Origin of the sequence: Marinobacter panjinensis (assembly GCF_005298175.1) — a bacterium.
GTDB lineage: Bacteria > Pseudomonadota > Gammaproteobacteria > Pseudomonadales > Oleiphilaceae > Marinobacter > Marinobacter panjinensis.
On sequence record NZ_SZYH01000001.1, the window covers coordinates 369737 to 384083 of the forward strand.

The following is a 14347-nucleotide window of genomic DNA, read 5'->3' on the forward strand; positions in this document are numbered from 1 at the left end:
AATTAGTTGCAAGGGAACCATTTAATGAAGGATACGCTGGCCTATTACAACAACAATGCCGATGCGTTTGTGGAATCAACGTTTCTGGTCAGCATGGAAGAGCTTTACCAGGAGTTCCTGCCGCAAGTTCCTAACGGTGGACACATTCTTGATGCGGGCTGTGGCTCTGGCCGGGATGCATTGTTCTTCAAGCAGAAGGGTTACCGTGTTTCTGCGTTTGATGGTTCAGACGCCATCGCCTCTCTAGCCCGCGAAAAGACCGGCTTATCGGTTCAGCATCGCTATTTCTCGGATATATACGAATCCAGTACTTACGATGGTATATGGGCCTGTGCAAGCCTCCTTCACTTGCCACTTGCCGAGGTACCCGAAGCCATTGGCCGATTGTGGCGTGCCCTGAAACCGGATGGCGTTCTCTACATGAGTTTCAAAATTGGGAAGGGGGAACGCAACCACAATGGCCGGCACTTTACCGACGCTGATGAATCGATAACCCAGCAGTGGATTCAGGACCTGACGGGATTGGAAGCCTGTCGGATGTGGCGCACTGATGACCAACGACCCGATAGGAATGAGCAGTGGTTGAACATTCTTTTGACCAAGGTGCCGGTTTCACCGGATAAGTTAACTACGGGCGGTAAAGAACATCATTTTTTGCCGAAATTGTGCCAGGCAATTAAAGCTGCTGATCAGGTAGATATGGCAGTAGCGTTTGTAAAAACCACTGGCTTGAATCTCCTGTTCCCGGATTTGGTGGGCGCGCTGCAGCGGTCCCCTGATCCGGCCCGAATCCGCATTCTCACCAGCGATTATCTGGATATTACCGACACAGAGGCCCTTCGAAAGCTTGTTCTGTTGCATGACCATGGTGCCAAAGTGCGTGTCTATCAGAGCAAGGGGAGTAGCTTTCATCTGAAAGCCTATCTCTTCGCTGGTCATGCCGAGAATCAGCAAATGTGGGGCAGGGCGTTTATCGGCTCCAGCAATATCAGCCGACAAGCGCTTCAGGCCGGGTTGGAATGGAATTATCAGGTGGATTTCCCGCCCGACTCTGGGTACCTCGAGGCTGCCAGCAGGTTCGATGAACTGTTTCAGCACCCAAACGTGGTGCCACTCACTGACAACTGGATCGATGATTACGAGAAAAGGAGGAAGCCACCAGAACAGTCACTGGAACCAGGCAGTGATGAGAAGCAGGAAGTTCCAACACCTAATGAAGTGCAACAGGAAGCGCTAGAGGCGCTGGATCTGACCCGCCAAGAGGGTTACCGAAGAGGTCTGGTCGTGTTGGCAACGGGGCTGGGTAAAACCTGGTTGTCTGCCTTTGATGCCGTGCAAATGGGCGCACGCCGAATTCTGTTTGTCGCCCACCGTGAGGAAATTCTTTATCAAGCGGCTGAGACGTACCTGCGGATCAAGCCGAATAGCCGTGTTGGTTTTTACATGGGTAAGCAGCGCGATCGAACAGTGGACATCCTTTGTGCTTCGGTGCAAACACTCGGCAAAGAAACGCATCTGGACCGATTCGACCCCCGGCATTTTGACTATATCGTGGTCGATGAATTTCACCATGCCGCAGCACCCATCTACCATCGGCTTTTAAGTTACTTTGCGCCCCAATTTCTGCTGGGATTAACGGCAACCCCAGACCGGACAGACCGCTCGGATATTCTGTCGTTGTGTGACGACAACTTGGTTTTCGAATACCCGCTGTTTGACGGTGTTAAGGGCCAATTCCTGGTGCCGTTTCATTACTACGGTATCTACGACGAGACGGTCGACTATGCTGAGATCCCCTGGCGCAACGGAAAGTTCGATCCCAATCTGCTTGCCAATAAGCTGGCTACTTATGGACGCGCCAAACACGTTCTCAAAGTATGGAGTGAAGAGAAGCAAAGCCGGACCTTGGCCTTTTGCGTTTCACGGGTTCATGCTGATTTTATGGCGAGCCAGTTTGTAAAAAAAGGAATCAGGGCGGCAGCCGTTCACGGTGAATCTGAGATGTCTCGTGGCGAAGCCTTGGAGAATTTGGAAAACGGTCAACTCGATGTGATTTTCTCTGTCGACCTGTTCAACGAGGGTGTCGACCTGCCCGCCATTGATACGGTGCTGCTCTTGCGCCCGACGGAATCCAAAATCCTGTTTCTTCAGCAAATTGGCCGGGGTCTACGGAAAAGCGTGCCCACTGGGAAAGACAAGCTCGTGATCCTGGATTTTGTGGGTAACCACCAGAGTTTCCTGCATAAACCTCAGGCCCTCATTGGCCAGGCGATGAATCACCGACAATTAGCCGAGTTTGCCAGGAAAGCTGAAAAGAATCAGTTGGACCTGCCAGACGGATGCTTTATCAATTACGATCTGGAGGTGATCGACTTCCTGAAGGGTCTTGATCATCAGGGCGCTGAAAAAGACTATCAGGTATTGAAAGATACATTGGGTCGTCGTCCAACACTCAGCGAGTACTATCGTTTCGGTGCCAGTATCGCTAAAACTCGCAAGTTGCACGGAAGCTGGTTTGGATTGGTTCGGGACATGGAAGATCTCGCCGAGATTGAGGCAGAACTATTGTCCCGCTACGAAACGTTTCTGCTGGAAGTTGAAACGACGGCCATGAGCAAATCGTTCAAAATGATATTGCTAGACGCGTTCCAGCAGTTAGGCGGATGGCGTAGTCCACCAAAGCTCTCAAAACTGGCCCAAACATCCTGGGAGACACTGAAACGCCGCCCCAGGCTTTATCAAGAAATTGCTACTTCAGTGAAGGACGCGGATGGTTCCTCGGCGCAATGGCAGCAATACTGGAAGAAGAACCCAGTCGATCATTGGACCAATAAGTCGCCAGCTGTTTTTGAGATCGAGAACGATCAATTTAAGCCTGTTATTGGGCTGGAAGGTGAGCAGATACCGCCTTTCGAGGAGATGGTGCAAGAGTTAATTGATTATCGTCTGGCTTCCTACGAAGCACGGCAATCTTCCAAGCAAGAGCAGTCTTCGTCTGAAAATGTAGTCCCGGTCACTCCTTCTGGAGCGGAGTTGCCTTACTTCCCATCCTTGAAGATCGCGTGTGGCCACTTTAGAAGCAGTAACGCTGAAGAACCGGAGTACAGGTCCGTCGGATTGGGTCATGGGCGAATAGAGCCAACTCGCCATTTCATTGCCAGAGCTTCGGGTAACTCCATGAATGGCGGAAAGCAGCCGATCCAAGACGGTGATTATCTGTTGCTTGAGCGGATCAAGCCGAATCAGGCTGGATCGATAACAGACAACACGCTTGCGATTGAACGGATGGATGAGACAGGCGACACGCAATATCTTCTTCGGACGGTTCGTAAATCCCCCGTAGGTGAATATCGGCTCGAAGCTGCTAATCCAGAGTATGAAGACATTATTGTAACTCCAGAGCTTCTAGAACAGTTTCGAACGTTCGCACGCTTTCGTGAAATTATCGATCCATTGGAAATGGCTCTCGGACAGGAAATCCCGCGAGAGGAGATTCCGGAGCTATTCGGAGTGACTTTTAATCCCGGCAATTGGCAAAGCGGTCACGTCTTTCTGAAAGATGCGAATGCGCATGTTTTGCTTGTAACGTTAAACAAGCAGGGCAAAGGGGTCCAGCACCGCTATGTCGATCATTGGATTGATGAGCAAACATTTCATTGGCAGAGTCAGAACTCAACCACGCCTCAAAACAAGCGCGGTCGGGAACTGGTCGAACACAAAAAGCTTGGACTCTCAGTGCACCTATTTGTCCGCGAGAATAAGCTGCGTAATGGCAAAGCTGCGCCCTTCACGTATTTTGGTCCAGTTGAATACCAGAGCCATGAAGGTAGCAATCCAATGAGTGTGATATTCAAGCTCAGGAGTTAGGCGTTCAATTTCAATCGTTACGGTACCGTCCGCGCTGAAGCATTTCATTATCGCGAGAAACAGCCCCAGGCTCAAAGACCGCCTTTGCGTAAACCACGGTTAGAACGGAGAATTGCCAAAGCATCACGACCATCACGGGAAGTTTATTCATGCAAAACGCTCGCATCGCCATTGTTGGCGCCGGTCTGGCGGGTTTATACGCCGCTTATTCTCTTGAGAAGAAGGGCATCAAAGACTATGTCATTCTGGAGGCCAGGGAGATTCTTGGTGGGCGGATTGCTTCTACGATCCACTATGACGGTAGATCGGATTTGTCAGGAGCGGAGGGTTTCGATCTAGGGCCCGCCTGGTTCTGGCCTGCATTCCAGACCGATATGGCACGACTGGTAGACGAACTCGAACTAGAGACTTTCGAGCAATTTGAAACCGGCGATATGCTTCTGGAGCGTTCATCGAATCAGCCGCCTGAGAGAGCACGTGGGTACATCAATTCTCCGCCATCTATGCGAATCGCCGGCGGCATGTATACCCTCATTGATGCGTTATACGGGCGGCTTGATTCAGCGCGGGTTGTGAGAGGACAGGCGGTCCGGCACCTGCGCATATCAGAACCACATGTCGAGTTAGTGAGCGAAAACGCGAGAGGAGAAACCTTTAGCCATTTTGCAGAACATGTGCTGTTGGCCATGCCGCCCCGATTAGTTGAGTCTCAGCTTACGTTTTCGCCCGCCTTGCCGAACGAGCTTGCAAGAAATTGGCAGGAGACAGATACCTGGATGGCCCCTCACGCAAAATACATTGCCGTGTTCGATCGGCCTTTCTGGCGAGATCAAGGGTTATCCGGAGAGGCTCGAAGTGCGCTCGGGCCGATGGTTGAGATCCACGATGCCTCTACTCTGGGAGGGAAGGGGGCCTTATTTGGTTTCCTGGGCGTGCCTGCTGACGTGCGCAGTCGTGTTCCTGAGGAAGAGCTTATTACTGCTTGCCGCACACAGTTCGAGCGACTGTTTGGTTCGCAAGCGGAGAATCCAGAGGCAGAATTTATCAAGGACTGGGCTAAAGAGATTTACATCGCCACCGACAGGGATCAAAGATCCTCTGGCGATCACCCTATGCCTGCCTTGTCGCCGAGCTCAGGTGCATGGGTTAACCGAGTAACCGGAATTGGCAGTGAGTGGTCACGTGAGTTTACGGGGTATCTGGCCGGCGCTATTGATGCGGTAAATCGCGGTTTAGATTCTTTTTAGGAATGTTCGCGGAAAGGGGCAGAGCCCCGGCGCGAGCTGAGCTTCCGCCCGAGCGCAGGGAATAGTTGCCGGGTTATTTCTATTTTTCAGACGAGGATTCGTACTCGCGAATCATGGCAGAAAGCTGGTCTTTCAGATTGAGGCGCTGTTTCTTGAGATCCTCCAGATGCTCGTCAGAGGTGTTCTCTCCATCACCTTCGAAATGGTGAACTGCATGATCCAGCTCATGGTACTCTTCAAACAATTTCGCGAAATGATTGTTGGTGGTTTTCAGGTGATGAATAGCTTCTTTTGAGTCTGGGAATTCATGAATCAGATCGTGTTTTTCCAATGACATAAAGACAATCCTTTTGATTGCGGGGTGTGTTTAAATTTGCGCTGCCAACGGCAAACAATACGGCAAGGTGATGACCAGTGACAAGCCGCGCAGGCGTAGGCATTTTCGCTCATGATTGGCAGACGATCAGCTGCATGCCACCCACCGCCATGAAACGCTTTATGGGCTCTAATAATAAACGTGCTGGGCGGCCAGGCCTGGTATTACCAGCAGATTTTTCGGCTTGCAGATGACGAAGAGGTGGATCCGGACCTGGGCATCCTCAAGGCCGTCGGGGCTTACGTGAAGGATGAACTGAGCCGGGCCCGGCGGGTGAAGAAGGCCCGGCTTATCGCAAGATGATTCTCTGGATCGACCGGGGAATAAACCGGGTGATAAATTCAGCAGCGTAGGTCTGTGGCGTAACCAGATATCGAGGCTTGGGACGTCCCACTTCCGCAGCCCTGTAAATCTTTTTGGCGACGTCCGACGCACTGGCTGTAAAAGGCTTGATGCTGGCGCCTGGCGAGAGCGCTGCTTCCATCGCTTTGTACTTTTCCCGGTGCACGGCGCTTGCCCGGCCAAGCAATGGCTGCAAAGCGGCCAGGGCATGTTCTCTGAACCGTGTCTTCACGGGGCCCGGAAGCACCAGCGAGACACTTTCCAGACTTGTGCTGCCCTGTTCATCAAACCAGAAGCTTTCATGGGCCGTGTTCATCGCGGATTTGGCGGCACAGTAAGCGCCTTTCATTTTCTGGGGCGTGATGGAGAGAACGGAGCTGACCGCGATGACCCGCAAGGGTATGCCGTGTTGTTCGCAGAGCCTCAGGCAGACAGCCGCCAGCTTGATGGGGCCGAACACGTGGGTGCTGAATTGCTTGCTCCACATGGATTCGGACAGGTCGCGAAGCGCCCCAAATTGCCCATAGCCAGAGTTGTTGACCAGAATTACCCGCTCGGCCCCGGCGATTTCGCTGTCCAGCTCGCCCGCAAGGCTCTCAATCTGATCAAAGGACTCAAGATCCAGTGTCATCTCGAGAGCCGCGGAGTCCACACCTGTTGGCTGCCGCGAGAGGGCGATAACCCTGTAGCCTTTTCGGAAGAAGAGGTCGCAGGCCTCACGGCCAATGCCGGCGCTGGTGCCGGTTATCAGGGCCAGTTTTGTCATCGCAATATCCGCTTCCTGATTCTATCCATTGAGAATGTCTTAAAGAGACACAACCGCGCCGTTCGATTCTGCGGATTCGAAAAGCGCCGACATTTTTCGCATCGTGCACTCCCGCCACCACCTTGGTGGCAATTTCGGCGGTACCAATGATTCCCCAGCGAATTTTGCGATTTTCCATAGTCAGTCTCCAATCCAGCTTTCCTGGTCCACGATCCGTTTGAGCTTATACCCTAGAATGGTTGGACTTATCGTCCAGCAATTCGACCGAGGTCAGGTCAGGACTGGGCTGCTTTGAGCCTGTTTTTACCCGTGCTTTTGGCCTCATAAAGTGCTCTGTCGGCAGCCGTTATGAGGGTCTCCAGGCTTGTGCCCGCTCCTGGATAGGATGCAAGCCCGATACTGAGGGTTGTGGCGCTGTGGTCACAAAAGATCGCTTCAACTTTTTCCCGGATTCTTTCCGTTATTTCTATGGCTGAGACGATGTCGGTTTCCGGCAGTCCGAAAATGAACTCATCGCCACCGTATCGCCCCGCAATGTCCATCTCTCTGAGGTTGTCGTTAAAAATCTGAGCGACTTGCCGTAATACATTGTCGCCACTCTGATGGCCTTCAGAGTCATTAACACTCTTGAAGTTGTCAAGGTCCGCCATAATAAGGACAAGAGGCTTACCACTACGCCTGGCCAGTGCCAGCTCTTTTTCCATGACACTCTTAAACGTGCACAGGTTATACAACCCGGTCATGCTATCAATGCGCGAGAATTGCAGCAGCAGGTTCAGTTGTTCACGATCAATTACCACAGGTTGGCTGTGTGTATCCGGTGCTACATTGATCATATAGTCGAGAGCGGCTACCTGAGTGCCGGGGTCTCTGCCAAGCTTTCGCTGGAGATGAGCCCGGTGGTGCTCCAGCTGTTCGTGATGAAGCTGTGCAGCCAGGCGATCGAAACACATACGAGTGAGCTCATGCATCAGCTGTTGCTGGGCATCCTGATCATGGGCGCCATCTGCCCCTGATGCAGACCTGGTCAGGGGCTCTTTGCGCTTTGGGTGATGCGGTAGTTGGTATGCCACCCTTGATCACTCTGTGGCAGCGCTTCGATCGCCCCTGATGTTACCTTCCCGATGGGAATTCAGGTCGTAAATCTGAATCGCGTTATCGCCAATTTCCTGTGCTTCGATACACAACTGACGAGCCGCCTCGACCATCAGGGTTGTATCCCGTTTACAGAAATCGGATGGCATGATCAGTATTCCGGCCGAAAGGCCAAGACGAAAGCTCCCTTTCCCAGCTAGCTGGAATTTGGCGCGAATGATGCCGATGAGTTTGAGTGTGACTTCAATGGCCGAACGCTGTGCGGTCTCCGTCATAAACATGACGGATTCGCCTTTGCTGATCTGATAGAGAGGGCCGCTTGCGGATGTCAATTGCCCGATTATTCTGGTGGCTTCTTCGAGGCAGTCGTTGAGAACGTCTGGATCAGGGTCAGATTCAGAAGCGCATCCCCTGAGAGACAGGTAGGTGAGACTGAATCGCGATGGCTCTGGCTGTTTTTTAGGTAGCTCGGGGTTAAACGGGGGCTCGTGCCGTGTGGATATTTTCACGGGCGATGCAGCCGACCGCACCCTCGGGGTCAGACGAAAATAGTCGGGGATCTCGCGGATAATAAACACCAGCTCTGTCCCATCCGCTTCCATATTACTCATTTCCGCAATCTTTATGCTCACGATGGAGGTGTTCTTGCCACGACGGAGCCTGAAAAGCCCCTCCAACATTGTGGGAATGAAATGGCCGTTCACGTGTGACTCGGCAATTGGCTCAGAGGGCGAGAGGGGCGTTAGCGCGAGAATCCGGTCAATGGGCTCCCCAAGAGCTTTGTCGAAACTGACATCGAGTATGTTTTCCGCTGCTTTATTAATGTAGGAGATGAGGCCCTTCTCATCGGTGATTGCTATACCTTCCTGTGTACGCTCGTAGAGGTTCGATGCAATCTGTGGTGATCTTTGAGAAGATTCACTGTCTGACAGTTGACGGCAATGGTTCATAATCTGGCTCATGTCCTCTCCCAATATTATGAAAGCAGGCGCTTGTTATGCCCGGACATCCTGGACAAGGGCACGAAGTATTTTCCAACCTGCGAAGGAACTATAGGTGTACCCCAGTGTTTGAGAAATGGGGCAGAGCTTTAAAGAAGTATAAGTAAAACCTTTAATTCAGGCCCTGACGAGCCGAAACATAGTCACCTGGCAGAGTGGGTAAACTTGTGTGACTGGATTCGAGCGGAGCGGGTGCCAGTCTTTTTAAGTAAGGAACGATTGAGACGCTATGCATAAGTCAGAGGCCGACACAGGCCCAAAGCCAACCGAGGAACACCTGCCAATTGTCGTGCTTGGCGCCTCCGCCGGCGGTCTGGAGGCATTGAAAGCGTTTTTTTCGGGGGCGCCGGACAAAGCCGGGTGTATCTATCTGGTTATTACCCACCATAAAAGTGAAAAACAAAGCATGTTGCCCGAATTGCTTGCCCGCAGTTCCGGTAAACGGGCAGTGGAAATTGCCGATGGTATGGCGCCGGAACCTGACTGCATTTACACGAACCCTGCGACGGAGTGTTTTATCACGCTGGAGGGGGGGAAATTCAGGCTCCTTAGTGCGCGTGAAGCGTCGACGTATACCCCGCAGCTGGACAAGTATGGCAACTCGCTAATGAAGGTTTACCACCCCATCGATTTTACCTTCCAGCAATTAGCGCAAGAGGTGGGGGGGCGGCTGACCGGTATTGTGTTGTCAGGGTCGGGTAGCGATGGCGCCATCGGGCTAAGGGCGGTAAAGGGCCAGGATGGCATGATCATGGTACAACAACCGGAGTCTGCCGAGTTCTCAGGTATGCCGGACAACGCAATAGCCACGGGTCTGGCTGATTTCATTCTATCGCCGGAAGACATGGGCGCGCAGTTGGCGAGCTACCTCCGCCATCGCAAAACGCTCAGTCTCGGTAAAGGTGGGGAAGAACTGATTTCGGCCGACCAACTCCGCCAAATATGCGAATTGTTACGGGAAAGAGTCGGCCATGATTTTTTGAGCTACAAGCCTAATACGATGAAGCGCCGGGTTGCTAAGCGCATGGCCTTGCACAGACTCCGGAAAGCCTCAGACTACCTGGAATATCTCTACCACAACGAAGATGAGGCTAACCATCTGTTTCGCGACATGCTGATTCGTGTGACAGAGTTTTTTCGGGACCCTGGACTTTGGGATTACTGTCGGAACGACCTGTTTCCTGAAGTTTTGCAACAGCACGATTACAGTGACGGCTTTCGGGTCTGGGTCGCGGGGTGTTCTACGGGAGATGAGGCCTATTCGATTGCGATTTTGCTGAATGAGGTGCTTCGCGAGAACAATCTCACCATGAGGGTTCACATATTCGCCTCAGATCTTGATGCGGAAGCCATTTCAATCGCCCGGCGAGGCGAGTACCCCGCCGGAATTGTCAATGAAGTTCCAGAGCCGTTGTTGAGCCGCTATTTTTCCTACAGCGAAGATCGGTACAAAATTCACAAATCGGTTCGCGAGCAGATTATCTTCGCGCCACACAACGTTATCAAAGATCCGCCATTCACCAACATGGATCTGATTTCCTGTCGCAATCTTCTGATTTATCTGAATCAGGATCTGCAGGCTGACCTGATCTCCCTGTTTCACATGTCGCTCCGAAATAAAGGCACTCTGGTGTTGGGGCCCTCAGAATCGGTCGGAGAAACATCCACGGCTTTTAAGACGGTTAATTCCAAGTGGAAAGTCTTCAGACGCAATCCTGACATATTCTCCGAACGGGTACCGATGCAGTACTTTCACGGCGGGCGGCGCACGGACAGGTCGCTCTATCACGCCCAGGCCACGGCGCAGCCCCGCTTAAGCGATCAGCCGCCCATTGCCGAAAAGGTATTGAAGTTGCTGGCCAAGAAATTTGCGCCGGGTGCGCTTGTCATTAGTGAGCGCGGTGATATTTTCTATCTACATGGTGATGCCGGAAAATTCCTGGAGCCGGCCGAAGGCAAGCCCCGTTACAATATTTTTGAAATGGGCAGAGGTGATTTGCCGAGAGAACTGCCCGCCATGATGCATTCAGCCGCGTCTTCGGAAGGCCGGATTGTTGAAAAAAAGTTCAAGATTGATCCTTCTGGCGATAGTCACGTGCTTGTGGGTGTGGAGAAACTGCAAGCGCCGGAGTCCATGCGCGGGCTCTTTCTGATCTTTTTCCATGACATCGAAACGACGAGCACCAGCCCGACAGTGACAGCGGAAGCTGGAGAGTCGCAGGACGAGGATGAGCCTGCCTCACAGGTTTTTGCACTGGAGAGGGACCTGGAGAAGTCGAGGGCCTCCTACCGGGCGTTGTTGGAACAGGTTGAAGACCAGAACGCAGAGCTCAGATCCGCCGTTGAAGAATTGCAGTCGACGAATGAGGAACTGCAGAGCAGTAATGAAGAGCTGGAAACTTCCAAAGAGGAAACGCAATCGCTGTACGAGGAGTTGAGCACCATCAATTCGGAGTTGGTTGAAAAAGTGAACAGCCTGTCTGATGCCAACAACGATATGGCAAATCTGTTGAATAGCACGGCGATGGCGATTCTCTACCTGGACAACGAGCTTAAACTCAAGCGGTTTACACAGAAGGCCAAGGATATCGTTGCCGTCCGGGAGTCGGACGAGGGGCGCCCCATCGGTGAGCTGGCCATTCACCTTAAAGGTGAACAATTCATTGAAGACGCGCGGTCGGTATTGTCTACACTTAGGGGTATCGAGAAAGAGGTAAGGACAAATCAGGGAGGCTGGTACCTGATGAAATTGCTGCCTTACCGCACCCGGGACAACGTCGTGGATGGTTTGATCTGTACCTTTGTGGACATCAACGAAGTAAAAAGGAGTAAACGCTCGGAGTCTCATTTTCGGGAGCTTCTGTGGCAGCTTCCTCGCCCTTTTTTGTTGGTAGACTCTACGGGTGTAGTTGTACAGATCACGGTAGCTATGGCAAAGGCCCTTCAGCTGGACGGGCAATCGGTTGAAGGCATGCGGTTAACCGATGCTGTCAGGGAGCCGCAATCCTCTGACGGTATAGAGCAGTGTTTGAAGGCTATTTTTGAAGGCAGGCAGAAGACGTTGCAGTTGGCGGTTCAGCCAATCAGAACGAATAGCTCGGCAGAGGCTTCAACCCTGCAGCTGGAAATCAGGAAGCTCCCCGTGGCCTCCTCTGAATCAGAATTAGCATGGGTGGGTCTACTATGAAAGAGTCGCGCAACGATTATGATGCCTTGAGCCGGGATCTCCGTGCGATAGCTGAAACGAAACTTCGGGAACGAAGAGCAAATGGCGAAGAAGAAGAAGAGGAAGAGGAAGAAGATCTCAAGAGCCTGGTCGAAGAACTGAGCATTCATCAGCTTGAACTCGAAGTCCAGAATGAAGAACTGAGGAAAATCCAGCACGACCTGCGGGCGGCTCACGATCGGTACGCAGTACTCTATGACAAGGCCCCTGTGGCATTTCTGACGCTTTCGACAAAGGGCCAGGTTCTCAACTGTAACCGTGCCGCTTCGACTCTGTTCGGGAGGCCGCGAACTCATATCATCGATCACTTCCTGCACGAATTCGTAGCTGCAGAGTGTCAGGATGCTCTTCATCTGCACTGCTATGCTCTGATAAATCATTCGCAGACTCAGGCAACGGCACTCAATTTGAAAACCAGTGGTGATGTGCCCCGGACTGTCCTGCTGGAAAGCGAACTTGACAGCCAGCTTATCCCGGGGGAGCTCAGTTGGTTTGCATCACTGACGGACATTTCGGACCAGAAAAAGCTGGAGGCGGAGCTATCCAGCCTCAACCGTGAGCTTGAGGAACGGGTACAGGAGCGCGCGAGGCAGTATCTGGCCAGTCGTCAGGAGACGCTGGCGGTTTTGAATGCGGCAGCGGATCCCATTATCACAATCGATTCAGAAGGCCTGATCCAATCCCTGAATCGCGCCACCTGCAGGGTTTTCGGCTACGCTGAAGATGAATTGTTGGGCATCAATTTACGTACTCTGCTCACGAATGCTGGCGTCGATGTCTTCAGGCGAGCGTTAGAGGACTGTGCGGAGGAGGAGGTAGGTAAGGCGCCGAAAGTGCGCAGGGAAGCTCTGTGGCGAATGAAAAACGGCACAAAAGTCCCTGTTGAGATGGCCCTGGCACGCATCGATGAGGCCAAGCATTTCACCATCGTTTTGCGGGACCTGCGAGATAAGAAGCGCCTCGAGTTGGAAGTGATGCAGGTGACAGAGAGTGAGCGCAGCCGGATTAGCCGAGAGCTTCACGACAGCCTTGGCCAGGAACTCGCAGCCATGTCCATAGACACCCGGTTGATCGCTGAGGACAAGGCCGGGATTGACGAGGCCACGGCGTCGAAATTCCGGCGATTCAGTGAACAGCTGCAACGATGTATTGTGCAGCTTAGAACGATCATCTTCGATCTTGCTCCGATTGACGTTTCAGATGGTGATCTGGTAGACGCTCTTGAGGCGCTGGTGCGGAGCATTCCGGAACAGGATGACCTCAAGTGCAGCTTCCACCTCTCGCACTCTGAGTCATTGATGGCGTTACCTCGCGAGACCGAAATACAGTTGCTCAGGATTGCTCAGGAGGGAGTACATAATGCCCGCAAACATTCCGGTGCCAAGCAGATCGTGGTAGCGCTTTCCGGAAAAGGTGGTGGTGTCGAACTCCAGATTATCGATGATGGCCGCGGGGTGCCTCGGAAGAAGCGATCCAGCTTCGCGGGCCAGGGGTTTCGGATCATGGAGTACCGTTGTAGCCTGATTGGAGGGGAACTGGAGATCATGAACTACCGCCCGAACGGCACCAAGGTTGTGTGCCGGATTGAGCAGGCTCCAGCCTCCGAAGAATAGGGTGATGACCATGAAAACCACCATAATGATCGTGGACGACCACCCCATAGTCAGGGAAGGACTTGCTAACCTGATTGGCCGGGACGATCGCTATCAGATTGTCGCCGAAGCGGCGGGGGCGACTGAAGCCATGAGGTTTATAGAAAAGAAGCCGCCCGACATGGTTATTGTGGATCTCACGCTCGCGGAGGGCAGTGGCCTGCAACTGATCAAACGAATCCATTCGGAAAAACCGGCCATCAGAATCCTTGTTGCCTCCATGCACGACGATATGATCTACGCTGAGCGCTCATTGAGAGCCGGTGCCAATGGCTACATCAATAAAGAGCAGGCGGCATCAAAGCTCATAAGCGCCATAGAGGAGGTGTTGCGAGGCAATATTTACCTGGATCCAGCCGTGGCATCCCATATTGTCCAGCGCCGGACGCAGAAGCAGTTTCCCGTTGGGGAACGGCCAGAAGACGTGTTGTCGGACCGCGAACTGGAAATTTTTGCATTGCTGGGCAAGGGGCTCTCCTCGAAGGAAATCGCCGGTCAGCTAAGTGTTAGTCCAAAGACCGTGGACTCTCATCGCTTTCACATAAAAAAGAAGCTGGGGGTTTCCAAACATTCGGAACTATTGCAGCGGGCACTGGCATGGAAAACAAATGCCAGCGATCCCCCGGACCAGGATAATGTTCTGATAGGAGAGTAATGGGTGCACCTCAGGGATCTTGTTATCCTGCTTCCCATCCTCTGGCGTCATCCCAGTCTTATATGATTCAATGATTAAAAGCTAGTAAGGTCAGCCAGCAAAGCTGGTTTTGATACCTCG

The 14347-nt window shown here is 52.5% G+C and carries 12 protein-coding genes; 7 read left to right on the forward strand and 5 right to left on the reverse strand.

All coding sequences use genetic code 11. The features are described 5' to 3' along the window. Nucleotides 1–24: 24 nt before the first annotated feature. Together FDP08_RS01710 and FDP08_RS01715 are read left to right on the forward strand one after the other, a co-directional pair. Nucleotides 25–3867 (forward strand): DUF3427 domain-containing protein, encoded by a 3843-nt coding sequence (locus tag FDP08_RS01710; protein WP_137434314.1) that lies wholly within the window; start codon nucleotides 25–27, stop codon nucleotides 3865–3867. Between the two features lie 149 nt (nucleotides 3868–4016). Further along, nucleotides 4017–5114 (forward strand): flavin monoamine oxidase family protein, encoded by a 1098-nt coding sequence (locus tag FDP08_RS01715; RefSeq protein ID WP_137434315.1) that lies wholly within the window; start codon nucleotides 4017–4019, stop codon nucleotides 5112–5114. A gap of 79 nt (nucleotides 5115–5193) precedes the next feature. On the opposite strand, the gene FDP08_RS01720 is transcribed toward FDP08_RS01715, so the two are convergent. Then, nucleotides 5194–5451 (reverse strand): HP1242/YdcH family protein, encoded by a 258-nt coding sequence (locus tag FDP08_RS01720; protein ID WP_137434316.1) that lies wholly within the window; start codon nucleotides 5449–5451, stop codon nucleotides 5194–5196. Nucleotides 5452–5631: 180 nt separating this feature from the next. On the opposite strand from FDP08_RS01720, the gene FDP08_RS01725 reads away from it, so the two are divergent. Continuing rightward, a complete protein-coding gene (locus FDP08_RS01725; RefSeq protein ID WP_228263205.1) occupies nucleotides 5632–5793 on the forward strand; it encodes a hypothetical protein in 162 nt (53 codons plus the stop codon). Here FDP08_RS01725 and FDP08_RS01730 read toward each other — a convergent pair. The 3 genes from FDP08_RS01730 to FDP08_RS01735 form a co-directional block, all read right to left on the reverse strand. Continuing rightward, on the reverse strand, nucleotides 5780–6598 hold the full coding sequence (locus tag FDP08_RS01730; RefSeq protein ID WP_137434317.1) for an SDR family NAD(P)-dependent oxidoreductase: 819 nt from the start codon (nucleotides 6596–6598) through the stop codon (nucleotides 5780–5782). The two genes, FDP08_RS01725 and FDP08_RS01730, sit on opposite strands and share 14 nt — an antisense overlap. Beyond that, nucleotides 6549–6776 (reverse strand): hypothetical protein, encoded by a 228-nt coding sequence (locus FDP08_RS20280; protein WP_170978950.1) that lies wholly within the window; start codon nucleotides 6774–6776, stop codon nucleotides 6549–6551. The genes FDP08_RS01730 and FDP08_RS20280 overlap by 50 nt, the downstream gene beginning before the upstream one ends. Nucleotides 6777–6873: 97 nt before the next feature. Further along, on the reverse strand, nucleotides 6874–7434 hold the full coding sequence (locus tag FDP08_RS01735; protein ID WP_228263333.1) for a GGDEF domain-containing protein: 561 nt from the start codon (nucleotides 7432–7434) through the stop codon (nucleotides 6874–6876). On the opposite strand from FDP08_RS01735, the gene FDP08_RS20400 reads away from it, so the two are divergent. Then, nucleotides 7378–7614, forward strand: coding sequence for a hypothetical protein (locus tag FDP08_RS20400; protein WP_228263373.1), 237 nt, complete (start codon nucleotides 7378–7380; stop codon nucleotides 7612–7614). The two genes, FDP08_RS01735 and FDP08_RS20400, sit on opposite strands and share 57 nt — an antisense overlap. A gap of 63 nt (nucleotides 7615–7677) precedes the next feature. On the opposite strand, the gene FDP08_RS01740 is transcribed toward FDP08_RS20400, so the two are convergent. Next, nucleotides 7678–8655 (reverse strand): PAS domain-containing protein, encoded by a 978-nt coding sequence (locus FDP08_RS01740; RefSeq protein ID WP_137434319.1) that lies wholly within the window; start codon nucleotides 8653–8655, stop codon nucleotides 7678–7680. A 268-nt stretch (nucleotides 8656–8923) separates the two neighbouring features. On the opposite strand from FDP08_RS01740, the gene FDP08_RS01745 reads away from it, so the two are divergent. The 3 genes from FDP08_RS01745 to FDP08_RS01755 are packed head-to-tail and all read left to right on the forward strand — an operon-like array spanning nucleotide 8924 to nucleotide 14227. Continuing rightward, nucleotides 8924–11881 carry a CheR family methyltransferase gene (locus FDP08_RS01745; protein WP_137434320.1) on the forward strand — a complete coding sequence of 986 codons (2958 nt, stop codon included), beginning with the start codon at nucleotides 8924–8926 and terminating at the stop codon, nucleotides 11879–11881. After that, the gene (locus FDP08_RS01750; RefSeq protein WP_170978951.1) at nucleotides 11878–13533 is read left to right on the forward strand and encodes a PAS domain-containing sensor histidine kinase; all 1656 of its coding nucleotides are present in this window, start codon (nucleotides 11878–11880) and stop codon (nucleotides 13531–13533) included. Before FDP08_RS01745 ends, FDP08_RS01750 begins: the two co-directional genes overlap by 4 nt. 10 nt (nucleotides 13534–13543) lie before the next feature. Then, nucleotides 13544–14227, forward strand: a complete 684-nt coding sequence (locus tag FDP08_RS01755) for a response regulator (protein ID WP_170978952.1) — start codon at nucleotides 13544–13546, stop codon at nucleotides 14225–14227. Nucleotides 14228–14347: the final 120 nt, after the last annotated feature.

Excerpts from the sequence above, each read along its gene's own strand:
- FDP08_RS01710 (WP_137434314.1), top strand. The coding sequence starts at position 25 with ATGAAGGATACGCTGGCCTATTACAACAACAATGCCGATGCGTTTGTG.
- FDP08_RS01715 (WP_137434315.1), top strand. The coding sequence starts at position 4,017 with ATGCAAAACGCTCGCATCGCCATTGTTGGCGCCGGTCTGGCGGGTTTA.
- FDP08_RS01720 (WP_137434316.1), bottom strand. The coding sequence starts at position 5,451 with ATGTCATTGGAAAAACACGATCTGATTCATGAATTCCCAGACTCAAAA.
- FDP08_RS01730 (WP_137434317.1), bottom strand. The coding sequence starts at position 6,598 with ATGACAAAACTGGCCCTGATAACCGGCACCAGCGCCGGCATTGGCCGT.
- FDP08_RS20280 (WP_170978950.1), bottom strand. The coding sequence starts at position 6,776 with ATGGAAAATCGCAAAATTCGCTGGGGAATCATTGGTACCGCCGAAATT.
- FDP08_RS01735 (WP_228263333.1), bottom strand. The coding sequence starts at position 7,434 with ATGATCAATGTAGCACCGGATACACACAGCCAACCTGTGGTAATTGAT.
- FDP08_RS01740 (WP_137434319.1), bottom strand. The coding sequence starts at position 8,655 with ATGAGCCAGATTATGAACCATTGCCGTCAACTGTCAGACAGTGAATCT.
- FDP08_RS01745 (WP_137434320.1), top strand. The coding sequence starts at position 8,924 with ATGCATAAGTCAGAGGCCGACACAGGCCCAAAGCCAACCGAGGAACAC.
- FDP08_RS01750 (WP_170978951.1), top strand. The coding sequence starts at position 11,878 with ATGAAAGAGTCGCGCAACGATTATGATGCCTTGAGCCGGGATCTCCGT.
- FDP08_RS01755 (WP_170978952.1), top strand. The coding sequence starts at position 13,544 with ATGAAAACCACCATAATGATCGTGGACGACCACCCCATAGTCAGGGAA.